The sequence below is a fragment of the Sphingobacterium detergens genome (assembly GCF_003610355.1).
Classification (GTDB): Bacteria; Bacteroidota; Bacteroidia; order Sphingobacteriales; family Sphingobacteriaceae; genus Sphingobacterium; species Sphingobacterium detergens.
Map to the genome: position 1 here is coordinate 1,812,360 of NZ_RAPY01000001.1, position 25,706 is coordinate 1,838,065.

The 25,706-nt window shown below is 39.8% G+C and carries 21 protein-coding genes; 12 read left to right on the forward strand and 9 right to left on the reverse strand.

Annotation, left to right across the window (positions count from 1 at the left end; genetic code table 11):
• Positions 1–31 precede the first annotated feature (31 nt).
• Complete coding sequence (locus tag DFQ12_RS07965; RefSeq protein WP_120258418.1) at positions 32–1,093, forward strand: NADH:flavin oxidoreductase/NADH oxidase; 1,062 nt, start codon at positions 32–34, stop codon at positions 1,091–1,093.
• Positions 1,090–1,482, forward strand: a complete 393-nt coding sequence (gloA2, locus tag DFQ12_RS07970) for an SMU1112c/YaeR family gloxylase I-like metalloprotein (protein ID WP_120258419.1) — start codon at positions 1,090–1,092, stop codon at positions 1,480–1,482. The genes DFQ12_RS07965 and gloA2 overlap by 4 nt, the downstream gene beginning before the upstream one ends.
• Before the next feature lie 56 nt (positions 1,483–1,538).
• Here gloA2 and infB read toward each other — a convergent pair whose 3' ends face one another.
• The 4 genes from infB to DFQ12_RS07990 all read right to left on the reverse strand — a co-directional run bounded on the left by infB (position 1,539) and on the right by DFQ12_RS07990 (position 7,415).
• A complete protein-coding gene (infB, locus tag DFQ12_RS07975) occupies positions 1,539–4,685 on the reverse strand; it encodes a translation initiation factor IF-2 (RefSeq protein ID WP_120258420.1) in 3,147 nt (1,048 codons plus the stop codon).
• Between the two features lie 103 nt (positions 4,686–4,788).
• Positions 4,789–6,030, reverse strand: a complete 1,242-nt coding sequence (nusA, locus tag DFQ12_RS07980) for a transcription termination factor NusA (protein ID WP_120258421.1) — start codon at positions 6,028–6,030, stop codon at positions 4,789–4,791.
• A gap of 5 nt (positions 6,031–6,035) precedes the next feature.
• Complete coding sequence (rimP, locus tag DFQ12_RS07985) at positions 6,036–6,500, reverse strand: ribosome assembly cofactor RimP (RefSeq protein WP_120258422.1); 465 nt, start codon at positions 6,498–6,500, stop codon at positions 6,036–6,038.
• Positions 6,501–6,638: 138 nt separating this feature from the next.
• Positions 6,639–7,415, reverse strand: coding sequence for an XRE family transcriptional regulator (locus DFQ12_RS07990; protein WP_120258423.1), 777 nt, complete (start codon positions 7,413–7,415; stop codon positions 6,639–6,641).
• A 102-nt stretch (positions 7,416–7,517) separates the two neighbouring features.
• Here DFQ12_RS07990 and DFQ12_RS07995 point away from each other — a divergent pair, with 102 nt between their 5' ends.
• Entirely contained in the window at positions 7,518–7,841 is a 324-nt protein-coding gene (locus DFQ12_RS07995) for a GIY-YIG nuclease family protein (protein ID WP_120258424.1), read from the forward strand.
• 102 nt (positions 7,842–7,943) lie between these two features.
• Here DFQ12_RS07995 and DFQ12_RS08000 read toward each other — a convergent pair whose 3' ends face one another.
• Complete coding sequence (locus DFQ12_RS08000) at positions 7,944–10,190, reverse strand: penicillin-binding protein 1A (RefSeq protein WP_341867854.1); 2,247 nt, start codon at positions 10,188–10,190, stop codon at positions 7,944–7,946.
• A 514-nt stretch (positions 10,191–10,704) separates the two neighbouring features.
• Between DFQ12_RS08000 and rpoN the strand changes: the two genes are divergently transcribed.
• From rpoN to DFQ12_RS08015, 3 genes are all read left to right on the forward strand, one after another.
• Positions 10,705–12,171: an RNA polymerase factor sigma-54 gene (rpoN, locus tag DFQ12_RS08005; RefSeq protein WP_120258426.1), complete on the forward strand. Its 1,467-nt coding sequence runs from the start codon at positions 10,705–10,707 to the stop codon at positions 12,169–12,171.
• A gap of 80 nt (positions 12,172–12,251) precedes the next feature.
• Entirely contained in the window at positions 12,252–13,127 is an 876-nt protein-coding gene (locus DFQ12_RS08010) for a carbon-nitrogen hydrolase (RefSeq protein WP_120258427.1), read from the forward strand.
• Positions 13,128–13,207: 80 nt separating this feature from the next.
• Entirely contained in the window at positions 13,208–14,284 is a 1,077-nt protein-coding gene (locus DFQ12_RS08015) for an agmatine deiminase family protein (RefSeq protein WP_120258428.1), read from the forward strand.
• Between the two features lie 169 nt (positions 14,285–14,453).
• On the opposite strand, the gene agaR is transcribed toward DFQ12_RS08015, so the two are convergent.
• From agaR to proS, 3 genes are all read right to left on the reverse strand, one after another.
• On the reverse strand, positions 14,454–15,215 hold the full coding sequence (agaR, locus tag DFQ12_RS08020; RefSeq protein WP_120258429.1) for a transcriptional repressor AgaR: 762 nt from the start codon (positions 15,213–15,215) through the stop codon (positions 14,454–14,456).
• 237 nt (positions 15,216–15,452) lie between these two features.
• Complete coding sequence (locus tag DFQ12_RS08025; RefSeq protein WP_120258430.1) at positions 15,453–16,241, reverse strand: Rossmann-fold NAD(P)-binding domain-containing protein; 789 nt, start codon at positions 16,239–16,241, stop codon at positions 15,453–15,455.
• A gap of 12 nt (positions 16,242–16,253) precedes the next feature.
• Entirely contained in the window at positions 16,254–17,726 is a 1,473-nt protein-coding gene (gene proS, locus DFQ12_RS08030) for a proline--tRNA ligase (RefSeq protein ID WP_120258431.1), read from the reverse strand.
• 178 nt (positions 17,727–17,904) lie between these two features.
• On the opposite strand from proS, the gene DFQ12_RS08035 reads away from it, so the two are divergent.
• The 6 genes from DFQ12_RS08035 (at position 17,905) to purH (ending at position 24,855) form a co-directional block, all read left to right on the forward strand.
• Positions 17,905–19,071 carry a hypothetical protein gene (locus DFQ12_RS08035; RefSeq protein WP_120258432.1) on the forward strand — a complete coding sequence of 389 codons (1,167 nt, stop codon included), beginning with the start codon at positions 17,905–17,907 and terminating at the stop codon, positions 19,069–19,071.
• Positions 19,072–19,145: 74 nt separating this feature from the next.
• Positions 19,146–20,738 carry an OmpP1/FadL family transporter gene (locus tag DFQ12_RS08040; RefSeq protein ID WP_120258433.1) on the forward strand — a complete coding sequence of 531 codons (1,593 nt, stop codon included), beginning with the start codon at positions 19,146–19,148 and terminating at the stop codon, positions 20,736–20,738.
• A gap of 115 nt (positions 20,739–20,853) precedes the next feature.
• Positions 20,854–21,609 (forward strand): hypothetical protein, encoded by a 756-nt coding sequence (locus DFQ12_RS08045; protein ID WP_120258434.1) that lies wholly within the window; start codon positions 20,854–20,856, stop codon positions 21,607–21,609.
• An 11-nt stretch (positions 21,610–21,620) separates the two neighbouring features.
• The gene (locus tag DFQ12_RS08050; protein ID WP_120258435.1) at positions 21,621–22,538 is read left to right on the forward strand and encodes a LysM peptidoglycan-binding domain-containing protein; all 918 of its coding nucleotides are present in this window, start codon (positions 21,621–21,623) and stop codon (positions 22,536–22,538) included.
• Positions 22,539–22,574: 36 nt separating this feature from the next.
• Complete coding sequence (locus tag DFQ12_RS08055) at positions 22,575–23,213, forward strand: uridine kinase family protein (protein WP_120258436.1); 639 nt, start codon at positions 22,575–22,577, stop codon at positions 23,211–23,213.
• Between the two features lie 115 nt (positions 23,214–23,328).
• Positions 23,329–24,855, forward strand: coding sequence for a bifunctional phosphoribosylaminoimidazolecarboxamide formyltransferase/IMP cyclohydrolase (gene purH / locus DFQ12_RS08060; RefSeq protein ID WP_120258437.1), 1,527 nt, complete (start codon positions 23,329–23,331; stop codon positions 24,853–24,855).
• A 53-nt stretch (positions 24,856–24,908) separates the two neighbouring features.
• On the opposite strand, the gene DFQ12_RS08065 is transcribed toward purH, so the two are convergent.
• Positions 24,909–25,280 carry a YkvA family protein gene (locus DFQ12_RS08065; protein WP_120258438.1) on the reverse strand — a complete coding sequence of 124 codons (372 nt, stop codon included), beginning with the start codon at positions 25,278–25,280 and terminating at the stop codon, positions 24,909–24,911.
• Positions 25,281–25,706 lie beyond the last annotated feature (426 nt).

Genomic DNA, 25,706 nt, shown 5'->3' on the forward strand with positions numbered 1-25,706 from the left:
CATCGGTCTAATATAAATAAACAAGAAAATTATGAGTAAACTATTTTCATCGATAAACATCGGTTCCTTAAACCTGAAAAATCGCTTAGTCGTTTCCCCTATGTGCCAATATTCTGCTGAAGATGGTTTTGCAAACAACTGGCATCTTGTCCACCTCGGTCAATTTGCCATTGGAGGCGCAGCAGCAGTCATTCAGGAAGCAACAGCCGTGGCACCCGAAGGTAGAATCAGCTATGGAGACCTTGGGATATGGGATGATCAACATATTGACAAACTAAAAGAGATAACAGCTTTTATCAAAGCAAATAATGCGATCCCCGGTATCCAGCTCGCGCATGCAGGTCGCAAAGCCAGTAGCAACAAACCTTGGCTTGGTCGTGGTCAATTTGCCCCTTCAGAAGCCCTAGGATGGCAAACTGTCGCTCCATCGGCACTGGCTTTCCATTCGACAGATTACGTCCCCAAAGAGCTTAAAACAAATGAGATCGAAGAAATCATTGAACAGTTTGGACAAGCTACCAAAAGAGCTATTCAAGCTGGTTACGAAATCATCGAACTCCACGCAGCACATGGTTACCTCATCCATCAGTTTCTCTCCCCTTTGTGCAACCTACGAACAGACCAGTTCGGTGGTCCATTTGAAAATAGAATACGCTTCTTGCTGGAGATCATCAAAAGGGTAAAACAGGAAATATCGACGCAAAGTTTATGGGTACGTATTTCTGCGACAGATTGGGCACCGGATGGCTGGGATCTGAATCAATCCATAGCGCTATCACAGCTCTTGACCGAGCAGGGAGTTGATATCATTGATGTATCGAGTGGTGGAGCAGTTTCCCATCAAAAAATTGATGTTGGCCCCGCCTATCAACTTCCATTCGCCCTCGCGATCAAAGAGAAAACCGGAAGCAAAACTGCTACTGTCGGCATTATTAAAACAGCGACTCAGGCCGCCGATATTATTGAGAAAGATCAGGCGGATTTAATTATGATCGCTCGGAGTTTTTTAGATGATCCACATCTTCCATTACACTTTGCAAAAGAATTATCCGTAGATATCCACTGGCCAAAACAATACGAAAGAGCAAAATGAAATTAAGCTTAAACAAAATACACCATATTGCGATCATATGTAGCGATTATCAGCGGTCAAAAAAATTCTATACCGAGGTCCTCGGCCTTGAAATCTGGCAGGAACATTATCGGCTAGAACGGGATTCATACAAATTGGATTTAAAACTCAACGAAACCTACATCATTGAACTATTTTCCTTTCCCTCTCCCCCTACTAGACCGAGTTTTCCTGAAGCTGCTGGTTTAAGACATTTAGCTTTTGAAGTCGATAATCTGGATACAGAAATACATAAATTAGAACAGGCAGGTATCGTACATGAAGGGATAAGGATCGACGAACTAACACAAAAAAGGTTCACTTTTTTTGCCGATCCCGATCAACTTCCGATAGAGCTATACGAGCGCTAAAACAAAAAAAGCGTTGATTTTCATCAACGCTTTTTTATTATGTCGTAAATCGAAAATTACAATTTACGTTTTACTTCTACTTGTTCGTAAGCCTCTACGATATCACCTACCTGGATGTCGTTGAAACGGTCAATATTCAAACCACACTCGTAACCTTGTGCAACCTCTTTCACGTCGTCTTTAAAACGTTTCAGGGAAGCCAATCTACCTGTATGGATAACCACACCCTCTCTGATTATGCGGATATCATTATTTCTATTGATTTTACCTTCTCTAACCATACATCCCGCAATGGTACCCACTTTAGAGATTTTAAATGTTTCTCTGATTTCAACCTCAGCAACAATTTTCTCTTCAAATTTCGGAGCCAACATACCTTCCATCGCAGATTTAATCTCTTCGATAGCATCATAGATGATAGAGTATAGACGAACGTCGATTTGCTCATTCTCAGCCAATTTACGTGCATTTTGTGTTGGACGTACTTGGAAACCAATGATGATGGCGTCAGAAGCAGATGCCAATAATACATCGGATTCAGAGATCGCACCTACTGATTTATGGATAATATTCACCTGGATCTCATCTGTTGACAATTTCAACAATGAATCTGATAATGCTTCGATAGAACCATCCACATCACCTTTCACGATAATATTAAGTTCCTTAAAGTTACCGATAGCCAAACGACGGCCGATCTCATCCAAGGTAATATGTTTCGTTGCACGCATACCTTGTTCACGTTGTAACTGAAGACGTTTGTTTGCTACCGTTCTAGCTTCAGATTCGCTTTCAAGAACATAAAGCTTATCCCCAGCTGTAGGTGCTCCAGCCATACCCAAAATCTGTACAGGTACAGAAGGTCCCGCTTCTTTAACACGTTCACCTCTTTCATTGGTTAGTGCTTTCACCTTACCAGAATGCGAACCTGCCAAAATTGGATCTCCGACACGAAGAGTACCACCTTGGATCAATACTGTAGTTACAATACCACGGCCTTTGTCCAACGCTGCCTCGATCACCGAACCAACAGCACGTTTTTTCGGATCAGCTTTCAAATCCAACATTTCAGCTTCCAAAAGAACTTTTTCTAAAAGAAGATCAACATTTTCCCCAGTTTTTGCAGAGATCTCCTGTGCTTGGAATTTACCACCCCAATCTTCAACCAAGATATTCATCGCAGAAAGCTGCTCACGGATACGATCAGGATTTGCACCCGGTTTATCCACTTTCGTAAATGCAAAGACAATTGGTACACCTGCTGCTTGCGCGTGATTGATCGCCTCTTTCGTTTGTGGCATGACTGCATCGTCCGCCGCCACAACGATAATAACGATATCTGTTACTTTGGCACCACGTGCACGCATCGCCGTAAAGGCTTCGTGACCCGGTGTATCCAAAAATGTAATTTTACGGTCATCATCCAATTTCACCGCGTATGCACCAATATGTTGGGTGATACCACCGGCTTCACCAGAAGTAACGTTTGCTTTACGGATATAATCCAACAAAGATGTTTTACCGTGGTCAACGTGTCCCATTACGGTTACGATTGGAGCTCTAGGCACCAAATTCGCCTCAGTATCTGCTTCTTCCAGTTCCGCAGTTTCCTCATCTTCAGGTTTAATAAATTCAACTTGATAGCCAAACTCATCTGCTACTATAGTCAAAGTTTCCGCATCTAGACGTTGGTTGATAGACACAAACATACCTAAACTCATACAAGTTGCGATAATCTGTGTGACTTGAACGTCCATCAAATTTGCGAGCTCATTTGCAGTAACAAATTCTGTTACACGCAATACCTTCGCCATCAACTCTTGCTCCATTGCAGCTTCTTCCGCATGTTGAGCGACATCATCACGTTTCTGACGTCTCAACTTCGCACGTTGTGCAAACTTACCGGATTTACCCGCTCCACTTAAACGAGCAAGTGTTGCTTTGATTTGATCTTGGATTTCCTTTTCAGAAGGTTCCTCTTTATTCTCAACAGGTCTTCCTTTCCCTCTATTGTCAAAACGGCCATGTTGTGGTCTTGCTCCACCTTGTCCTGGTCTACCTTGGTGCTGGTTGTTTCCACCTTGCCCCGGTCTGCCTGGATGCTGGTTGTTTTGTCCCGGACGGTTGTTCGGATTGTTGTTGTTTCCTTGATTGCCACCTCTGTTCCCTTGTTGGTCACGGTTGTGGTTATTGTTTCCATCACGAGGACCACGGTTCTGGTTGTTATGACCTTGACCTTGTCCCGCATTCGGATTTACTGGACCATTAGGATTCGTGCGCTTACGCTTACGTTTCTCATTATTGTTTCCAGCATTTGAAGATGATGCCACAGGTTTGTGCGAAGGTCTAGCAGAAGGTAATTCAATCTTACCAATTACTTTAGGACCTGTCAATCTTTCTGCACGAGCAGAAATAATATCATCGCCTTCTTTTTTCACAGGCTCCACTTTTGGAGTTACTGGTACAGCAGCTTTAGGTGCTGTTTCGTCTTTTTTCTTTTCTTCTACCTTCACAGGTTCGGTTTTTGTCTCTACAACCGGAGTTGCTTTTACTTCAGTTTTATCTACTTCAGGTTTGGGAGCTTCCACCCGAGGTGCCACTACTTCGGCTTTTTGCTCTATAACCTTTGGTTCTTCTTTTTTCGCTTCGATGACCGGAGCTTTAACTTCGGCTTCTTTCTGCTCTATTACTTTCTCTACGACCTTAGTCTCTACTGGTGCGTCATGCGTAACTTTAGGTTCCTCCTTTGAAGGCTCCTCTTTTTTACCCTTGTGACCACCTCTATTCAAGGCATCAAGATCAATTTTGCCAACCACTTTCATACCTCCTTGATGAACAGGTTCCTCAGGCTTGGCAGGAGTGACTTCTTTGACAGATGGGATTTCTACAGTATTCTTAACCAAGATTTCTTTTGGCTCCTCATGTTCTTCAAAATCCTCATTTCTAGACGATTCTTTAGGAGAAGTGGACGGCGACTCCTCACGACGAATTTTGCCAATAACAATTTGTTTAGCTTCATCTTTCAGTGATTTGTCTCCCTGAAACTCTTTTAACAGCACACCATACATCTCTCCGCTCAATTTAGTGTTAGGCTTTGCTTCTACATCATATCCTTTTTTCACTAAACATTCCACGGCAGTATGTATCCCGATGTTGAGTTCCTTTGCTGCTTTAAGCAAGTTTGTTCCTTTTCCTTCAGTCATCTATAATATAAACTATTTTAATATAATTACAAAAATATGTTTTTTTCCATCCATAAACAATTTATTCCGAATGTTAGATAGAAAAAAATTAACAGGCTGAATTTTATTCAAATTCAGCTTGCAATATACGTAGGATATCACGAATGGTATCTTCTTCCAAATCGGTACGTCTAACAAGTTCTTCTTCGCTGAGTGATAAAACAGATTTTGCAGAATCCAAACCTACACGCTTCAATTCATCAATAACCCAGCTTTCAATTTCATCGCTGAATTCTTCGATATCCACATCCTCATCAAATTCATCATTCTCACGATAAACATCGATCTCATAACCAGTCAATTTACCAGCCAATTTAATATTATGTCCACCACGACCAATTGCCAACGAAACCTGATCCGATTTTAAGTATACAGCAGCAGTTTTGTTTTCTTCGTCAATCTTAATTGAACTGATCCGAGCAGGGCTCAAAGCACGTGCGATATATAACGAATGGTTTGTAGTGAAATTGATAACATCAATATTCTCATTACGCAATTCACGAACGATACCATGAATACGTGATCCTTTCATACCCACACAGGCTCCAACCGGATCGATACGGTCATCATAAGACTCAACCGCCACTTTAGCACGCTCCCCTGGTTCACGGACAATTTTCTTGATCGTAATCAGACCATCAAAGATTTCAGGAACCTCAAGCTCAAATAAACGTTGTAAAAACGCTGGTGCAGTACGTGAGATAATGATTTTTGGATTGTTGTTCATCATATCCACTTTATGAACTACCGCGCGGATACCATCGCCTTTTTTGAAATAATCAGCAGGGATTTGCTCTGATTTAGGCAAAATCAACTCATTGCCATCTTCATCCAACACCAAGATCTCTTTCTTCCAGATCTGATAAACCTCACCAATAACCAATTCCCCTTCTCTATCTTTATATTTTTTGAAGACTTCGTCTTTCTCAAGTTCTAATACCTTAGAAACAAGCGTTTGACGAGCAGCCAAAATAGCACGACGTCCAAAGCTTTCCAAAGTGATCTGTTCGATAAAATCATCGCCTACTTCAAGGTCCTCATCGTGTTTTCTCGCTTCCGCCAACTCGATTTCAAGATCATCATCCTCAGAAAATTCATCCTCAACAACGACACGCGTTCTCCAAATCTCCAAATCCCCGTTATCTGGATTCACGATAACATCCACATTTTCATCCGTACCGAAACGACGACGGATCATACTACGAAAAACCTCTTCCAATACTGTAATGACCGTAGGTCTATCGATATTCTTAAACTCTTTAAACTCCTGAAAAGAGTCTATCAGATTGATGTTGCTGTTACTCATTATTTTTAAAATGAAATTACCACTTTTGTTGCTTTTATTTGATCAAAAGGAAGTTCTTTTTCCACCTCTTGCGCTTTTTTACCTTTTTCTTTTACTTTTTGAAGAATGCTGATCTTTGTTTCATCCACCGCCAATAACGTTCCCTCAATTTTCGTATTATCGTCCAACTTAACCTGTACAGTACGACCTATATTTCTTTGATACTGCCGATTATTGACGAAATTTGAATCAATACCCGGAGACGAAACCTCCAAACGATAGGCATTATCAACGACATTTTCCTCCTCCAAATGAAAACCGACATGGCGGCTCACTTGCGCACAATCATCAATACTAACACCGTTATCCCCATCTAAGAGGATCTCCAAAATCTTATTTGGACGCATCTTTACACTAACAATAAACAAATCCTCGCGATCTGCTATTTTTTCCGCTATGAGTTCAATGACTCTTTTTTCTACATCTTGCATTGTTCTACTGCCTAGAATGCTAAATTAATTGTATTAAAAAAAGGGGGCAATACGAGCCCCCTTCCTTTCAGATATGCAAATATAGTATTTTATAAAATAAAAAACAAATACCCAAACAGCAACGGAAGTATTTTTCTATTATTTTGAATTATCAACGACTGCATTAATTGTTTTTTGCATCTGTGCCATCATACTGGTTAATGTTTCCATTGTTGGCTCAGGAGTTGGCTCCGGCAGTTGAGTACTAATAAAAGCTTTCGCCCGCCACACCTCTAAAATATCAGGGGTCTCAACCCAGTATGGTTCGTAGGTTTTATTATCAGAAACAAGCTTTAAACCTTTATCCTCTTTAAATTTAAAGGCAATACGCTTGTAGACAACTCCCTCCTCCCGAGATACAACGACATAAGTATGTCCCGGTTTTATGTCATGCCAATTTTCGACATATTCCGCCACAATAATGGATCCTGAGGGCAAAGGCAACATCGAATCACCTTTAATCTCAAAAGCCCGAAAAGTACCCTGTCCAAACATGGGTAATGAAAATTTTGGAAGCTCAGCGACATACTCCGGATCACCATAGCCATTCAGGTAACCCGCGCTTGCTTTAACCGGTACGAGCTCAATGTTTTCGCGGTCATTGCCGTCAACAGTCACACTCAATACCCTGAGATTAGATGCATTGCTTTTAGGTACCGGCTTCCACTTCTCATCAATCACATCATTCGCCAATTCATCCATGGTTAACCCATAAAACTCGGCAATTTTTTTTAGCAATTCATATTTAGGCTCCGCTCTATCTTCTTCATAAGCACCAACAGAAGCGCGCTTAATCTCCATGATATCAGCAAATTGCTGCTGCGTAATTTTCTTTCCTTTTCGAAGGAATTTCAAGTTGGACGAAATATTTGACATATTATTTTTTCAAAAAAATATTTTGCAAAAACTAAATTTATTAGTAATATTGTGCCAATAAAATTAGTAAATAAAATTCAAACATCCAAATAATTTAGCATTATGAGCAATTTTATTGTATATATAGTAACAGACAACAATAGAAGATACTTCGAAATCGACTTCACATCCAATATGTTTAGCACTGTAGTGGAGCTTCAACAAGCCAATAGCTTTATTCTTCAACAGGGTCCGCATTTAAACAGAATCATCTATTCTGAAGCTTTTTCAAAATTAGCCTGTGCAAAAAAGAGAATGAACGAATTGCAAAATTTCACACGTATGCAAATAGAACGAGTTATTCGCAAGAATAATCCGAATTGGAATAACCTCTACCCGCAGCAACACCATGCTTACCCAAAAGAAAACACCAATTACGCGGCCTAACAATACATAATAGAAATAAAAAAGCCGCCCAATTTTCATTAGGCAGCTTGTTATTTGTTATGCTGTTATAGATCCAAAAGAGGATAAACGCTTTTACTAAATTTAAGTTGACGAGGTATTCTCCATCGCCCCTGTGTTTTCACCGACACTACCACCATTGTTATTTTGCTCGGTAGCCCCCTCAGTAGACTCTTCTTCAGGTCCAATAAAACCCTCGTCCGTCTGTTCCTCAACATTTGTTGAATCACTTTGTTCTGGTTCCGGCTCACTATAACGCGGTGTCTCACATTTATAGGATTTCGTAATTTCGACTGTAGATTCTGGAAATTTGCCCTGTGTATAGCCCAATTGCTTATCCTTATAAACAGATTCCAAAAACACACCAAATATAGGCAAAGCCGTCCGCGAACCTTCCCCAGTATGTGAATTCTTGAAGTGTATACTTCTTTCATCACATCCAACCCAGATTCCAGTGACCAAATCCTTGGTCACCCCCATATACCAACCATCAACATATTCTGAAGAAGTTCCAGTCTTCCCGCCAATTTCATTTTCTTTATCAAAAAGATCCCATTCCCACAAACCCTGCGATGTACCTCTTGGCTCTTCCATCCCACCACGCAACATATAGGTCATTAACCAAGCATCTTGCTTATCGACCACCTGTTTGCGCTCCGCCTGAAAAGTAGCAATCACATTTCCATCGTGATCTTCAATTTTAGAAACCAGTACTGGCGTAACTCGCTCGCCATGGTTCATCATCGTCGAGTAACCGTTGACCATCTCAAATACTGATACATCATTAGGGCCCAATCCAACAGAAGCCACAGGGTTCAGTTTACTTGTAATACCACAACGCTGAGCGGCATCCACTACTTTTGCAGGTGTCACCATATCCGTCAACTGAACAGTAACCGAATTGATGGATCTCGCCATCGCATGACGCAAAGACATCTCCCGATAGGAAAAATTCCAATCCGCATTTTTAGGCTCCCATACTTCAACAGAATCCCCTTTATCAATCTTTATTGTAACAGGTTTATCCGTAATCTTATCACAAGGTGACATCCCAGACTCTAAAGCTGCCAAATAAACAAAAGGTTTAAATGTCGAACCCGCTTGTCGTTTCGCCTGCATCACGTGATCGTATTTAAAATATTGATGATCTATCCCTCCTACCCAAGCTTTAATTTCACCCGAATAAGGATCCATCGACATCATCCCGGCATTCAACATCATCGCATAATATTTCAGGGAATCCATTGTAGACATTTCCTTTTCAATCTTACCCTTATCCTTCCAATTGTAGACTTCCATTTTTTTCTTCTTATTTAAGAAGAAGTTGATGCTATCCGGAGTATTGGCATATTTTTTACTCAGAAACTCATAATAAGGTGTTTTCTTAGCTAAATTCTCCAAAAAGTTTGGGATCACTTTTCCAGAAAGATCCCGCCAAGGCTCCTGACCATCCCAAGTATTATTTAAACGTTGCTGTAATTCAGCCATCTGTTTTGCTACAGCCTCCTCAGCGTGCTTCTGAAGCTTGGAGTTGATGGTTGTATAAATCTTCAAACCATCGGTATAGATATCGTAATTATTCTCTTCGGACCATTTTTCCAACCATTTAGCCACAGCTGTACGCAGATATGAATCCCCACCAGCATTTACATCTTGATTATTGGTATTCAAAATTATCTTTTCCTTAACCAACGCATCATACTCTTCTTTTTTCAGAAAGCCCCCCTTATGCATTTGGCTCAATACCGTGTTTTTGCGGTCAAATGCTTTTTCCGGATTTCTGATCGGATTATATAAGGTCGTTCCTTTTAACATACCGATCAATACAGCCGCTTCATTTTGATTCAATTGATTTGCTCCTTTTGAAAAATAACGTTTTGCAGCGGTTTCTATTCCATACGCATTATTACTAAAAGAAACTGTATTGAGGTACATTTCTAAAATTTGGTTCTTCGTATACCGTTGTTCCAGTTTATAAGCAGTCATCCACTCTTTAAATTTGGTAACAACCAAGCCCGCAACAGGCAAACGTGTCAATAGCCCCCCGGCCTTATTATAACGGGTGCGGTAAAGATTCTTTGCAAGCTGCTGCGTTATCGTACTCGCCCCACGCTTATCCCCTTTTAATGTTGAAACAATCCCCGAACCAAGTCCCAAAAAGTCAACACCATTGTGCGAATAAAAACGCACATCCTCTGTTGCGATCAATGCATTAATAACAGTTTTAGGAATACTGTCAAAAGGGATTGGATTTCTATCCTCGTCAAAATATCGCCCAATCAATACACTGTCGGCAGTATACAACTCTGTCGAAATATTGACACTTGGCATAATGATATCTTTTTTTGTAGGCGAGTAGCCAAAAAGCCACAAAAAATTAAGTTGTATAGCACAAACCAAAACTATAACGAAATATATTGCAATAACGAGATAACGAAGAATCCGATTCTTAATACGTCTAAACATAAATGGAAATTTATCTTATATTCAACATATTGAATCAACAAAAGGTTTTATCCCCCGCCCAATATGCGTTTATATCTGTTTCAGGGGCTAAATATACAACTAAATAAATGTCCCTAATCAACTATTTACATTTTTTAACAATAAAAAACCAACATGTATTCAGGCAGAGACATTCGGCAAAAATACCCCGTACAAAACTTGCTATTTTCAATTTATGGAATTAAAACAGCAAAAAAAATGAAGAAGGACATTGTTTAGATCAATAAGTTAGCCGATGGGTTCCGCAAATATTATACCTACTTTTGATTTATTATCTATTTTATTTTAAAATAATAATGATATTTGTTTAAATTTAGATGTAAACTAGTCAACTATTAGCATGTTAAAACAGACATTACAACAAAAGCTATTACAAAAACTGTCTCCACAACAAATTCAATTTATTAAATTGTTGCAGGTACCAACAGTTTCATTAGATGCCAGAATAAAAGAAGAATTAGAAGAAAACCCCGCATTAGAAGATGGTAGCTTGACTAATATGACCGATCCAATAGAAGAATATCCAGATAAAGATCCGGATGACAACTTCGACAACGAAGAAGGATTCGATTCAGATGATTTCAGTTTGGAGGACTATATACAAGAAGACGACTACAAAGATTACGGAAATGGATATGATTACGGTGATGACGATGATGAAAGAAAAGAAATGCCCGTTGCTATTCAACATTCATTCTATGAACAATTACAACAACAATTAGACCTTCTCGCTTTAGATGATAAGCACTTTTTAGTGGGCCAACAGATTATCGGCAGTCTAGATGACGACGGCTACTTAAGACGTCCGATCATCAATCTGGTAGATGACCTGGCCTTCGGTCAAAATGTAATGACCGAAGAGCATGAGGTATTAGAAATGCTAAAAGTGATCCAAGATTTTGAACCCGCAGGTATTGGGGCAAGAGATTTACAAGAATGTCTTTTGATACAATTACAAAAGAAAGACATGAACAACCCGACCATCAAACTTGCTATAAAAGTTGTCTCCAATTATCTGGATGAGTTCACAAAAAAGCACTATGACAAACTAGAGAAATCGTTAGGCATATCTTCTGAGGATCTGAAAAATGTCGTTAATGAAATCTTAAAGCTCAACCCTAAACCGGGTGACTCAGGGGCTGTAGCCGGAAAACAACTCCATATTATCCCAGACTTTCATATCAGCAACAATGATGGCATCCTACATTTAACCCTGAATGGACGTAATGCACCAGAACTTCGCATAAGCCGGGACTATCAGCACATGTTTGAACATTACGAAAAATCCGATCAAAAGGATAAAAAGATGAAAGAAGCGGTACAGTTTGTCAAACAAAAGCTCGATTCAGCAAAATGGTTTATTGATGCAATCAAACAACGCCAACAGACACTGCTCAAGACAATGAATGCGATCATGGAGTACCAATACGATTATTTTCTTACCGGAGATGACCGTAAATTGAAACCCATGATCTTAAAAGATATCGCCGATAAGATCGACATGGATATCTCAACCGTTTCCCGTGTAGCAAACTCTAAATATGTACAAACGGAATTTGGAACATTTCTATTAAAATCATTTTTCTCCGAGGCAATACAAACAGACTCCGGAGAGGAGGTTTCAAATAAAGAGGTTAAGAAAATACTCGAAGAGTGTATTGCGAAAGAAAACAAGCGCAAACCACTTGCCGATGAGAAATTGACCGAAATTCTCAAAGAAAAAGGTTACAATATTGCTCGTCGAACGGTAGCCAAATATCGCGAAGCTTTAAACATACCAGTCGCAAGATTAAGAAAAGAGCTCTAAGAGCTCTTTTTGTTTGTCTCGACAATCAAATCTAAATTAAGAATAGTATCTTTGTGCTCGAATTAAATAAGCATGAAGGAATGAGCAAAGTAAAAGTTGGAGTTGTACAGATGAGCTGTACCGCAAGCAAACAAGAGAATCTCGAAAAAGCTATCGCTAAAGTAAAAGAAGCCGCTGCAAAAGGTGCGCAAATTGTGTGTCTGCAAGAACTCTTTACCTCTTTATATTTCTGCGATGTAGAAGATTATGACAATTTCGCACTGGCTGAATCTATCCCTGGTCCATCCACAGATGCCCTGTCCGCTGTTGCAAAAGAAGCAGGAGTCGTTATTATCGCTTCATTATTTGAAAAAAGAGCTGAAGGTCTTTATCATAATACGACTGCCGTATTAGATGCTGATGGCTCCTATTTAGGCAAATACCGTAAAATGCATATCCCAGATGATCCAGCATTTTATGAGAAATTCTATTTCACTCCGGGTGACCTAGGCTATAAAGTATTTAAAACAAAATTTGGTAGAATAGGTATATTAATCTGTTGGGACCAATGGTATCCGGAAGCATCAAGGATCACCGCATTAATGGGTGCCGAAATTTTATTTTACCCTACCGCGATTGGCTGGGCTACAGATCAGGACGAAGAAACCAACAAAGATCAATACAATGCTTGGCAAACCATTCAACGCTCTCATGCTGTGGCAAATGGTGTACCAGTAGTATCTGTCAACCGTGTCGGATTTGAACAGGATGGTGCCATGAAATTCTGGGGCGGTAGCTTTGTAGCAAATGGACAAGGTAAACTGTTGTACCTCGCTTCCCACGATAAAGAAGAAATTGAAGTAGTTGAACTAGATCTCGCTGAATCCGACTATTTCAGAAAACACTGGCCATTCCTGAGAGATCGTAGAATTGAGACATATTCTCCAATCACCAAACGTTTTATCGACGAAGACTAATATCAAATCATATTGGCCATTTTAATCTTGTAATTTATCAAAAGAAGAGCAGATTAAAATGGCTTTTTACATTTTAAAGCATGGAACAAGAAAGCACTTTCACACAGGCATATTTTGATAACTCCCCAAAAAAACAAGGTTTTTCGTTTCCCGCGGAATGGGCAAAACAAGAAGCTTTGTGGTTGAGCTGGCCTCATAAAGAGGAATCTTGGCCTGGAAAAATTGACACCATATACCAGCCCTATTGCGAGTTTATTAAAACTGTTGCTGCTGGACAGAAAGTCCGAATTAATGTTGCTGACGAAGATATGAAGGCATTCGCCATCGCAGAACTGAAAAAAGTAACAGCCGATTTTAGCAATATTGAATTTTATTTCAATCCAACCAATGACGCTTGGTGTAGAGATCATGGCCCCGCTTTCCTGATCAATCAAAATTCAGGCGCCAAAGCTGTTGTTGACTGGGGCTATAACGCCTGGGGTGGCAAGTATCCGCCTTTCGATCTGGATGATGTCGTTCCTACACGGATAGCCAAAGAGTTCAACCTTCCTTTGTTCACACCGAATATCGTTATGGAGGGTGGTTCTGTCGAATTCAACGGAGCCGGAACTGTGATGACAACAACTGCATGTCTGCTCAATGAAAACAGAAACCCTGATTATACAAAGGAACAGATTGAGACTTACCTCAAAGAATTCTATGGACAAGATCAGGTATTATGGCTAGGCGACGGAATCATTGGAGACGATACAGATGGCCATATTGACGACATCACACGTTTTGTCAATGAAAACACTGTTTTAACTGTTGTCGAAGAAAATCCGGAAGATGAAAATTATGCCATCCTCCAGGAAAATCTAGAAACACTTCGCTCCTTCAGATTATTAAACGGAGAATCGCTTAATATCGTTGAACTACCGATGCCAGCAGCAGTGATCTACGAGGACACCAGACTTCCGGCCTCATACGCAAATTTTTATATCGCAAATGATGTTGTCGTTGTTCCAATTTTCAATGACGCTAATGACCAAAGAGCATTGGATATTATTCAGGAATGCTTTCCGACACGAAAAGTTATCGGAATTAATTCGGTAGACATTATCTGGGGACTGGGTAGTTTTCATTGCTTGAGTCAGCAAGAGCCCGCGCTCAGCTAAAGATAAATTATACTATAAACAGAAAGGCTTCTTACTCGATTAAGAAGCCTTTCTGTTTATAGTATCTTCGCAAAAACATTATCAAATTAGATATTTCTATAACAAAGTTTGCTGTATACTCGCGACAACTGTTCCTTATTAACTCATCGCCGAAGCGATAAATAGGAAACTAGACAACCACGACATGCACACCGGACTTCTCTAACGATTCCACAAATCCGGCACTCACTTTATCATCTGTAATTAAAATATCGATTTTTTCGAAGCCACAAATTCGCCCAAAACTACGTCTTCCAAATTTGGACGAATCAGCGAGCACAACGACCTTTTGAGCTGTATCTATCATGATACGGTTCAATTGGGCTTCTTGCGCACTGGATGTTGACACACCATACTCCAGATCTATTCCGTCCACCCCTAAAAACAACTTACTACAATAAAAATCATGCAGTAAATTTTCAGCATATTTTCCAGTGACTGAAGTAGAAGTTTTTCGTAATGTACCTCCCATCTGCATAATTTCAACTGATGGGTATTTAATTAGCTCCATGGCAACATTCAGCGCTGAAGTTACCACAGTGATATTTCCTTTCGGTACAATCTGCCTGGCCAACGATTGCATTGTTGTTCCGGAAGCAATAATAATCGAATCATTTTCCTCAATCATCTCAGCAGCCTTCTTCCCGATTCTACTTTTATCGTCCGAGCGAAGTTTCTCTTTTTCAAATACCGTCCGATCCGTCGTATATGGATTGTATTGTGTCGCTCCGCCGTGGGTCCGAAAAAGCAAACCACTCTCCTCCAAAAGTGTAAGATCTTTTCGGATGGTAACAGAAGACACGCCCAGTTCCTCACATAGGTCAATCACTTGGACTATACCTACCTCTTTTAATTGTTTTAAAATATATTGATGTCGCTCTACGTTTGTCATGGTTCTTTTATATGCGCTAAAATATTAAATCTACCAGTTGTTTATCCATACAGATACATTAGAAAATATAAAATATCAACTAAAAAACCAATGCTGGATTTTTAGCTTTCGATATTCTATACAAATTTCCCTAGCAGAACTGACGTTAAAATAATGAAATTATTTAATTATTTATACTCTCTATAAAGCAAATTATACTTTATTCTAAAAAGATAAAGTTTTTGGATTTCAACAAATTCAAAATTCCAAGGGATTGGGCCAAATAAAATGGTAATCCAGCTCCTTTTGAAGCAGGCTTCCACAGACTACTTTTTGAAAATGATCCCCTTGGTCAAATTGCAATGGCAGATCGAAACCATACTTTTGCGCAGAGGCCAGGATGACATCCTTTTTCTTGGGGTGCATCGGTGCCACAACATTGTAAACACGATGACTTAGATCCTTAATAGAAGCCAACATAATCAACTGCACAACATCATCGAGATGGACAAAATTGGCCGGCTGTTCACCCGTTGTGCAAATACGATTGGCAAAGTATTTAGCAAAAATGCGATTTTTACCAAATAAGCCCCCAAGTCGATATACATAAGTATTGGGCAGCTGCAACATGAACTGCTCAGCCAAAAAAAGTTTTTCGGAAAATTCAATTCCAGCTGAATCTAATTCACGATAGACAACATCTTTATCCGGATAAATCCCAACGGAACTTAAAAACACTTGTTTGGTCCATTGGATATCTTCAAGAAATTCCTTAATATTCGAAAAACGAGTTTCTAAACCAGAAACACTATTTTTTTGGCTGGCAGGAATACTATTTAATACAAAGTCAAACTGGCCCGGCATAAGCACATCAGGCAACACACGACCCTTATCAAAGTCAGCAATAAACGAAAAAATACCATCAGTTTTAAGCCGATGGTATTTTTCATATTGGGTTGTACTTGCCCAGACCTCATGTCCCTGATGTTTCATATCCATGGCAAACGATTCTGCCAACCATCCACATCCTAAAATGAGTATCCGCATAAGGTCGAGATATTAATAAGCTTTTGCAAATAAAACGCGTCTGTTAGACGGTTTACCAGTAAAGATACAAACACCTTCCTCCTCTTTTGCATCCAAAGGAATACAACGGATTGTGGCTTTTGTTTCCTCTTTCACACGCTTCTCAGTTTCTGTTGTTCCATCCCAATGGCAAGAAATAAATCCTCCCTTACCTTCCAGAACCTCTTTAAATTCATCGTATGAATTCACCTCAGTAAAATGAGATGTTCTAAAGTTTAGCGCTTTTTGGTAAATATTTTCTTGTATTTCATGCAACAACTGTTCAATATTTCCAGCCAATCCTTCCTGAGCGACAGTTTCTTTTGTTTGTGTATCGCGACGTGCTAACTCCACTGTTCCATTTTGCAGATCTCTTGCTCCCACAGCGACACGCACTGGCACACCTTTCAATTCCCATTCAGCAAATTTAAAGCCCGGACGTTGTGTATCGCGGTCGTCATATTTGACCGAGATATCCTTTACCTTCAGTTCATTTGTTAACTGATTTACGAATGCATCTATCTGCGCTTTTTCTTCTTCAGTTTTGAAAATCGGGACAATAACAACCTGAATTGGCGCCAATTTTGGTGGCAATACCAACCCTTGATCGTCAGAGTGCGCCATAATCAAAGCACCCATTAAACGGGTAGAAACACCCCATGATGTTGCCCATACATGTTCAAGTTTCCCCTCTTTAGAGGTGAATTTTACATCAAAAGCTTTTGCGAAATTCTGTCCAAGGAAATGCGATGTCCCCGCCTGTAAAGCTTTACCATCTTGCATTAAAGCCTCAATACAATAGGTATCCAATGCACCAGCAAAACGTTCGTTTTCAGTTTTACGTCCGCGTACAACAGGTACCGCTAAAATATTCTCTGCAAATTCAGCATAGACATCAAGCATACGTTCTGTCTCTTCAATAGCCTCTTCCCGAGTTGCGTGTGCTGTGTGCCCCTCCTGCCATAAAAACTCTGCCGTACGTAAGAAAAGACGTGTACGCATTTCCCAACGAACCACATTTGCCCATTGGTTGACCAAAATTGGCAGATCACGATAAGATTCGATCCAACCACGATACGTATTCCATATAATCGTTTCAGAAGTCGGACGTACAATCAACTCTTCCTCCAACTTTGCATCTTCATCCACCACAATCTTACCGGTACCATCGTTTTTCAATCTATAATGTGTGACCACAGCACATTCAGTAGCGAAGCCTTCCACGTGGGCAGCTTCTTTAGAAAAAAACGACTTGGGTATGAATAAAGGGAAGTAAGCATTGCTATGGCCTGTTTCTTTAAATCTTTTGTCTAAGATTGCTTGCATTCTTTCCCAGATAGCATATCCGTATGGTTTGATCACCATACAGCCCCGTACAGCTGAATTTTCAGCCAGATCAGCTTTGATCACAAGTTCATTGTACCATTGCGAATAATCTTCTGCACGACTTGTTATTCCTTTACTCATATGAAATTGATAAATTATTGTAACATTATTACGTTAAATCTCGTCTGTATCTCCAATACAAAAAGCGTTCAATAAAAAATATTTGTATTTTTGATTACTTCGATTAAACCCCCTCGAGAAATTTGCGTCTAAGATAGTAAATAAGGCTGTATAATCGAAAATAACGATTTAGGATATTATGAAAAAAAATAGATTATTTATCGGAGCACTTGCCATGACAGGAGCATTTATGTTAGGTTCCTGCGGTACTAGCAGGCAAATCTATGGCGACGATGTCTATGGCAATAATGGACAAGCTAGACAGAAAGTCTATCAAAGTCCAGATTACTATTACACAGATGCGGATCAGGTTCAACAAGGAGGACAGGCTCAAGGCGGTTACTATGATGACGAATATTCAGACCAGGATTATAACAATGATTCCTACGAAGATCTAGAATATGCAAATCGTATAAACAGGTTTTATTATGCGTCCCCTGGCATGACCTATTTTGATCCATTCTTCGATCCATGGTATGGCTATGGTTTTGGTGGTATGTACGGATATGGTCCATCCTTCGGTTTAGGCTGGGGTTGGAATTCAGGCTGGGGTTCTTCATGGTCTCTTGGTTTTGGCTGGGGCTGGGGTTCTAGCTGGGGTTGGGGATCCCCTTGGTATGGCGGCTATCACCCTTGGGGTGGCTGGTATGGCGGCGGCTACTGGGGATCTGGCTGGCATGGTAACGGTTATTGGGGCGGTGGCTATTGGGGCAATTCAAGACCTTATTATGCTTCATCTCGATCAGCTTATAGAGACAACTATAATGTACGGACCTCTTCTTCCCGCACCAGAAGTTCGGGAAATTATGACCGTACTGGTGTAGCCCGGGATTCCAGGGGACGTATTACATCAGTCGCTAACACGCGATCAAGTGCCGGTGGCCGAACTAGATCATCTGATGGTTCTATATCACGTAGTTCTTCTTCCTATGACAGATCAAATGGTAGAACAAGGTCTTCGGACGGTATCTCAACAAGAGGCGGTTATACAGATGGTGGCAGAACACGATCATCGGATAGATCTAATGGAACTTACCCAACTATGCGGAGCTCCAATGGAACTTCAAGAACCCGTTCAAGTTCAGGTGATGTTTCTCGTCCAATGAGCCGTTCCATGGAAACTCGTTCAAGCAATCCAGGTTCGACATCAAGACCATCCTATACTCCTCCAACAAGAAGTTATGATGGTGGATCGACACGCTCTAGTGGAGGTTTCTCTGGTGGCGGTAGCACCAGATCCAGTGGCGGATTCTCTGGTGGCGGCGGTGGTGGTAGCACCAGATCCAGCGGTGGACGTACACGCTAATCATAAAAATAGCTTATTACAGTAGCATACATTACCCTGTGTGCTACTGCTTATTATAGACGATATTTTAGCATATGACAATCAAAAAATTACTTTTTGGAACTGCATTTTTAATCGGTGCAGCAGGGACTGCTCAGGCGCAATACACGAAAGATGTGCTTTTATTTTCCCAAGGGGACAATGGTGGTACTGCTCGCTTCAAAGCCATGGGAAATGCTTCAACCGCTTTGGGTGGTGATATTAGTTCAATTACCAGCAACCCGGCTGGTTTGGGGTATTTTAACCAATCAGACATTTCGGTAACAGGTAGATACCTTAATAATAAAAATAAAACAGATTATTTCGGACAGAATACAAATAGCAGCAAAAACAATTTCAATCTGGATAATGCCGGCATCGTCTTTCACTTACCTACTTACCGAAATGGTGGAAATTTGGAGAAAGGCTGGTTGAACTTCAATGTTGGTATTGCTTACAACCGCAATTATGTCTACAATAACCTGCTGGAATATAAAGGTGTTAATAATACCAGTTCGATAACAGATGCCTATTCAGACCGTCTATCTGCTCCCGGAGGATTGAGTGGTTGGGGCCAGGAAGTTTACGGTAACTCTTTATTATTTGATGAAGAAACAGACAATAAAGGAAGGTATTTCCCCATTACTGACTTTGATAATTTTAATGGAAAGGATGGCTTTGATCAGGTAAACTCTATCCTTGAGAAAGGCAGCAAATCCGAATCCGTTTTATCCTTTGGTGCCAACTATAGCAATAAATTGTACTTAGGAGCTGCTTTAGGTTTTACTGCTTTTAGTTATGACAATTCAAGCTGGTTTACTGAATATGGCAGGACATTGTCTACCGAAAAATTAGCAAAACGCAATCCAGGTTCCACGTTCTTAGATCCAAAAAATGTCAAGAAGAATGAAATGTTGGGCAAGGATTATGAACTATTTGATGACTATGTACAAGCAACCGACGGTACAGGTGTAGACTTCAAATTGGGGGTAATCTATAAGTTCACACCGACTTTCAGCATGGGTTTTACAGCGAAGTCGCCGACATTTATGAGTATTAGAGATGAGTCATATAGCAATTCGGAATTCCGTTATTTCAAGCGGGAGGAAGATACATCCTTTAAAGAGTACCGGACCAGTGATGACGCTGGACATAGCTACCTGGAGTATAATATGAACACCCCCTATAAACTCTCTTTAGGTGCTAGTCAGGTCTTCTCACGAGGATTGATTACCGCGGATGTGGAATGGGTAGATTATTCAGCAATGCGTTTTAAAGATGCGGGTTCCTATAACAAAACCTTGGAGAAAGAAATGAATCAAAAAATAAAAGATTCTTATCAAGGTGCATTGAATGCGCGCATCGGTGGTGAGGTCTTGTTTGACAATGTTTTTAGTGGTAGGGCTGGTTTCAACTATAGCGGCAATCCGTACAAAAATGCAGATTATACAAACTATACCGCTTCATTGGGTATAGGCGCAAAACTAGGGCGCGGGATGTATATCGATTTGACAGGAGCTTATAATGCCATCAATTACAAAGAAAGCCCTTATCTTATAAATGAACAGTATTTTGACAATATGAGCCCAGTCGCAGATATAAAAAATCAACGAACAAATGTCGTTTTGACAATAGGTTCTAAATTTTAAGAGATTCTTCTCAGAAAAAAACGTCCAGCTTGTCTGGACGTTTTTCATTTATTACAATCCCAGCAGCCATAATTTAAAAGCTTTTAGTAAATTTGTCCTCTTGGTTGAAAATCACATGACAAATCAGACAGTCTCAAAAGCATTCAATGTTCTATTTACTTATCCCATCTGGCGGATCGAGATCGATGCCGAGAATAGACTGATTGCAGTAGAGACCAGAAATCCAACAGACACACTACCCTATTTCAATGTGATTTCTTTTGAAGGAGATTATGTCCTTCAGGACTTCAAAGCCATCAGCAAGGAGTGGGTGTTGGCTGGAATTCAATGTCAGAAACTCATCCTAAAAAAGATCTCGGACACTTCACCCATCGATGCTGGTGTCCAAATTATAGACTGTTATCAGCCACAACAACACGAGACCTGGTTTAACTACATTTTTCTCGAAATGGTCGGTGATGGTATACTGCTCCGGCCCAAAATGATCGCGCAAGGAATGCAATTGTTTTTAGATCTAAAGACAATGTCCATTGAAGGCAAAAAGGAAGAGGCTTTTAAACCTTTTGACAGCCAGATAGTCTACCCAGTAATCTACAATGGTCAAATACCCCATTTTTTGACAGATTTCACAATAGATGACGAAATTTGGCTAAGTGCTTTAAATGACTATTTTATTTGGGCTTTCTATGAAAAAAACAAAGATAATCACTATCAAATCCGGATAGTTCGATCAACAAAAGATAGGTTAATTGAATCTGTAGTTGCAGTAACTCAGTTACCTTTAAAGTTTTTCAACATCTATTTTCTTGTTAACAAACAAATATTCCTTTTGACAGACAATAAACGGGAGTTTGTTTCGTATTTAGTATAATTGCAAAATATATGAAACTATTATTCGAATTAAATACATATAAAAAGGTAGCCATTTTATCAATTTCTATGCTATCTCTACAACAGGTTGAAGCTAAAAATTCCGCTTCCATACCTACAACCGCGATCCCCGACTCCGTTGGGACAGAAATAGTCAATGGTGAAGAACTTGTCCTTTTCAAAATAGAAAAAGGAGATAATTATTACCAACTCAGCAAAAAGTATAAAACCACCGTGGGTCAACTCACACAAATAAATGGAAATGGTACATTAAGTATTGGCCAGATTGTCAAAGTGCCAACTGGTCGAAAACCCGCTCCTATCGCGACTAAAACACCGGTAAACACAGCGCAACAGAATCCAAATGACCCACAACAAGGCTTTACAGCCTATATCGTTGGTGAAAAAGAAACACTCTACGCCATATCCAAAAGATTTGGCATTACTGTCGAGGATATCAAAAAAGCCAACAACCTAAAGAGCAACACCATTGGCGGCGGCATGAAATTAATGATCCCAAATCAACCGCTACCGCCTGAAAGACCAAAATTAGTTGAACCTAAAGGTATTGAAGTCGTTGTCCCCGATTCTACAAACGATGACGATAAGGAAGAAAATCAGATTTCAACAAACCGCTACGGAATACGGGAAAAAGCTGAGCGGGGAATTGGTGTCTGGATCGATGGTTTGTCTTCCCAAGGAACAAGCAATCTAGCGCTCCATAAAAGTGCACCTGTAGGAACAATACTAAAAATTACCAACCCAATGACTAAAAGCGTTACCTACGCGAAAGTAGTCGGCAAATTTAATGACAATGCTGAAAACCAAAATGCTATTGTGGTGTTATCAAAGTCCGCGGCAGCAAGTATTGGCGCATTAGATAAACGCTTTCAGGTAGAAATTGCCTACGGGTTACCTTTAGAAAATTAATTATAATAAAAATAGCTCTTGCAGCGCAAAACAAGAATGAATAACAAACCGTATGTCATAGGGATTGCCGGAAGTAGTGGTTCTGGAAAAACTTTTTTTTTGAATAGCTTTTTAAAACATTTCAAAACCGATGAAGTTACATTGATTTCCCAAGACGATTATTACATTCCCGCCAATACAAAAACGCAGGAAGAAAATAGACTCTATAATTTCGATATCCCAACATCCATAGACAGAGAAGCTTTCTATAAAGATATTAAGGCACTCTTTAATGGGGAGACTATTTATAAAGAGGAATATACATTTAATAATCCTTCATTAACACCCAAAATATTAGAGATAAAACCGGCTCCGATATTGATTATCGAAGGACTTTTTATTTTCTATTACACTGAAATAAATGCGCTTATAAACCATAAGATATTCCTGAGCGCTGATCAGGATATCGCACTCAGAAGAAGGCTGCACCGCGATTTGGTTGAACGTGGTTACTTTGAGGATGATGTGATGTACAAATGGGTGAATCACGTCCTCCCCTCTTACAACGAGTATTTATTACCGTTTCAGGATTCTTGCGATCAGGTCATATTCAACAATACGGACGAACCTGAGCCGATCTGGGATATGACCAATCAGATTTCTGAAGAGCTGAAAACAAAACTCAATTTAGTATAACGTAGATAAAGACGGGCTTAGGTATGAATAAGCCCGTCTTTATTTAAAAGTACTTGATTTATTGACATCAAGACTTTAAATTCTTATCTTTGCGCCACGAAACAAATCCATCATAATGAACCATCCTGTAAAGATTAAAAATGCTTTGGTTTCAGTCTATTATAAAGACGGCCTAGCTCCTTTAGTTGAATTATTAAACAAATACGGTGTTACATTCTATTCCACTGGTGGGACAGAAACATTTATCAAAGATTTAGGTATAGATGTCGTTCCAGTTGAAGACCTGACAAGCTACCCTTCGATTTTGGGAGGCCGTGTTAAGACCTTACACCCAAAGGTGTTTGGTGGAATTTTAGCACGCCGTCCGCTTGAATCGGACCAACAGCAACTAGCACAGTATGAAATACCAGAGATCGATTTGGTTATTGTGGATTTGTATCCATTTGAGGAAACTGTTGCTTCTGGAGCTTCTGAGCAAGATATCATCGAAAAAATCGATATCGGTGGAATCTCATTGATTCGTGCAGCAGCGAAAAACTTTAATGATGTTGTTATCATTTCTTCTAAAAATGATTATAAAGCGCTTGAAGAAATCCTAGCGAACCAAGAAGGTAATACCTCTTTGGAGCAACGTAAAGAATTTGCGAAACGCGCCTTCAATACATCGTCGCATTATGATACAGCAATCTTCAATTATTTCAACCAAGAGAATCCGATTGAAGTTTTTAAACAATCCGAGCAAAATGCTCAGGTGTTGAGATATGGTGAAAATCCGCACCAAAAAGGTATTTTCTTTGGCGACCTGGATAACATGTTCGACAAATTAAATGGTAAAGAGCTTTCGTACAACAATCTTGTTGATGTAGATGCAGCTGTCGCTTTAATCGACGAATTTGAACAACCAACATTTGCTATTCTAAAACACACAAATGCTTGTGGGGTTGCATCAAGACCAACAATTAAACAAGCTTGGTTAGATGCCTTGGCCTGTGATCCGGTTTCAGCATTTGGCGGGGTTTTAATCACCAACGGCGAAGTGGATGGCTCAACAGCAACAGAGATCAATAATTTATTCTTCGAGGTCTTAATCGCACCTTCTTATTCGGAGGAAGCAATTGCTATTCTTACCGCCAAGAAAAATAGAATTATCTTAGTTCGTAAAGATGTAAAACTACCTAGCCAACAGTTCAAAACCTTATTGAATGGTGTCATTCTTCAAGATAAGGACAATACAATTGAAGGACCTGAGCAAATGGTAACAGTAACAACTGTAACACCTACAGCTGAACAATTGGAAGATTTATATTTTGCGAATAAAATTGTAAAACATACAAAATCCAATACCATTGTCTTTGCTAAAAATGGCACATTGTTAGCATCGGGTGTTGGGCAAACATCAAGAGTCGATGCCTTAAAGCAAGCAATTGAAAAAGCAGTTTCATTTGGTTTTGACCTACAAGGTTGTTCAATGGCATCAGATGCGTTCTTTCCTTTCCCTGACTGTGTAGAAATTGCATCTGGAGCAGGTATTGCAGCTGTATTGCAACCAGGTGGTTCTATCAAAGATCAATTATCCATTGATATGGCCAATGAAAAAGGAATTGCGATGGTAACGACAGGCGTAAGACATTTCAAACACTAAGAGTGATCCCGATCACCTCATAAAAAAAGCTACTTTTTACAAAGTAGCTTTTTTTATTTGTTGACCTGCCAGCCCAATCGCTCTGATTTGTATCGTTCTATTTCTTCCGAAAGTTTCCGGATAGCATAGGCAACAATAGCAACATCATCTAACCAACCACCTACAGCAATAAAATCCGGAATAGCATCGACTGGGGACACAACGTAAATAATCGTCCCGATAATAATGGATAGATTCCAGCTGTTCATTTTAAACTTTCCTGTAATTGCATCCTTGCACATGGCGATCAGTAACTTAAAATCGCCAACATAGCTTCCTAGATTTTTTGCCTTAGACTCTGCCTGTGACAGCTCCGCTTCCGTAATTTTACGATGTCTAAAGCGTTCAAACATACCCGTTGCAATCTTCTTGATTCTACTATTCATAACTCAAAATTATCAATATTTTTCTAGTGCGCCAAATTATCCATAGTCCTAATAGTCTCCATTATTTTGATATAAAAATCAACCTTGATCATAATAGCGGTTGAATCCACCCTAACAAAGGAGACGGATTCATTTTTTCACAACACAAACTACGGGCTATTTTTTGCGCCCCTTGACACGTCCTAATAACCTACTGATCACAAACTTACCAATGTCCCCAATACATATAAAAGAATCGGTTGCCCACTGACTGGTCTCAAGGTATCTGTTTAGGCCACTTTTTATATTCATGGATATAGAGTTCTACTACAATCTTTTTTGTCGAATAGATCTCTATTTCCTTTCCCTCTTTTTTAATATTTCGATGTTGCTTGCTCTTGGTCGGAAAGATGAAGTTTCTCTCTATATCCCTAATATCTACATTAA

Excerpts from the sequence above, each read along its gene's own strand:
- DFQ12_RS08000 (WP_341867854.1), bottom strand. The coding sequence starts at position 10,190 with ATGCCAAGTGTCAATATTTCGACAGAGTTGTATACTGCCGACAGTGTA.
- DFQ12_RS07965 (WP_120258418.1), top strand. The coding sequence starts at position 32 with ATGAGTAAACTATTTTCATCGATAAACATCGGTTCCTTAAACCTGAAA.
- DFQ12_RS07990 (WP_120258423.1), bottom strand. The coding sequence starts at position 7,415 with ATGTCAAATATTTCGTCCAACTTGAAATTCCTTCGAAAAGGAAAGAAA.
- purH (WP_120258437.1), top strand. The coding sequence starts at position 23,329 with ATGAACCATCCTGTAAAGATTAAAAATGCTTTGGTTTCAGTCTATTAT.
- nusA (WP_120258421.1), bottom strand. The coding sequence starts at position 6,030 with ATGAGTAACAGCAACATCAATCTGATAGACTCTTTTCAGGAGTTTAAA.
- agaR (WP_120258429.1), bottom strand. The coding sequence starts at position 15,215 with ATGACAAACGTAGAGCGACATCAATATATTTTAAAACAATTAAAAGAG.
- rpoN (WP_120258426.1), top strand. The coding sequence starts at position 10,705 with ATGTTAAAACAGACATTACAACAAAAGCTATTACAAAAACTGTCTCCA.
- DFQ12_RS08045 (WP_120258434.1), top strand. The coding sequence starts at position 20,854 with ATGACAAATCAGACAGTCTCAAAAGCATTCAATGTTCTATTTACTTAT.
- DFQ12_RS08040 (WP_120258433.1), top strand. The coding sequence starts at position 19,146 with ATGACAATCAAAAAATTACTTTTTGGAACTGCATTTTTAATCGGTGCA.
- DFQ12_RS08035 (WP_120258432.1), top strand. The coding sequence starts at position 17,905 with ATGAAAAAAAATAGATTATTTATCGGAGCACTTGCCATGACAGGAGCA.
- proS (WP_120258431.1), bottom strand. The coding sequence starts at position 17,726 with ATGAGTAAAGGAATAACAAGTCGTGCAGAAGATTATTCGCAATGGTAC.
- DFQ12_RS08055 (WP_120258436.1), top strand. The coding sequence starts at position 22,575 with ATGAATAACAAACCGTATGTCATAGGGATTGCCGGAAGTAGTGGTTCT.
- DFQ12_RS08065 (WP_120258438.1), bottom strand. The coding sequence starts at position 25,280 with ATGAATAGTAGAATCAAGAAGATTGCAACGGGTATGTTTGAACGCTTT.
- DFQ12_RS08050 (WP_120258435.1), top strand. The coding sequence starts at position 21,621 with ATGAAACTATTATTCGAATTAAATACATATAAAAAGGTAGCCATTTTA.
- DFQ12_RS08015 (WP_120258428.1), top strand. The coding sequence starts at position 13,208 with ATGGAACAAGAAAGCACTTTCACACAGGCATATTTTGATAACTCCCCA.
- DFQ12_RS08025 (WP_120258430.1), bottom strand. The coding sequence starts at position 16,241 with ATGCGGATACTCATTTTAGGATGTGGATGGTTGGCAGAATCGTTTGCC.
- gloA2 (WP_120258419.1), top strand. The coding sequence starts at position 1,090 with ATGAAATTAAGCTTAAACAAAATACACCATATTGCGATCATATGTAGC.
- infB (WP_120258420.1), bottom strand. The coding sequence starts at position 4,685 with ATGACTGAAGGAAAAGGAACAAACTTGCTTAAAGCAGCAAAGGAACTC.
- DFQ12_RS07995 (WP_120258424.1), top strand. The coding sequence starts at position 7,518 with ATGAGCAATTTTATTGTATATATAGTAACAGACAACAATAGAAGATAC.
- DFQ12_RS08010 (WP_120258427.1), top strand. The coding sequence starts at position 12,252 with ATGAGCAAAGTAAAAGTTGGAGTTGTACAGATGAGCTGTACCGCAAGC.
- rimP (WP_120258422.1), bottom strand. The coding sequence starts at position 6,500 with ATGCAAGATGTAGAAAAAAGAGTCATTGAACTCATAGCGGAAAAAATA.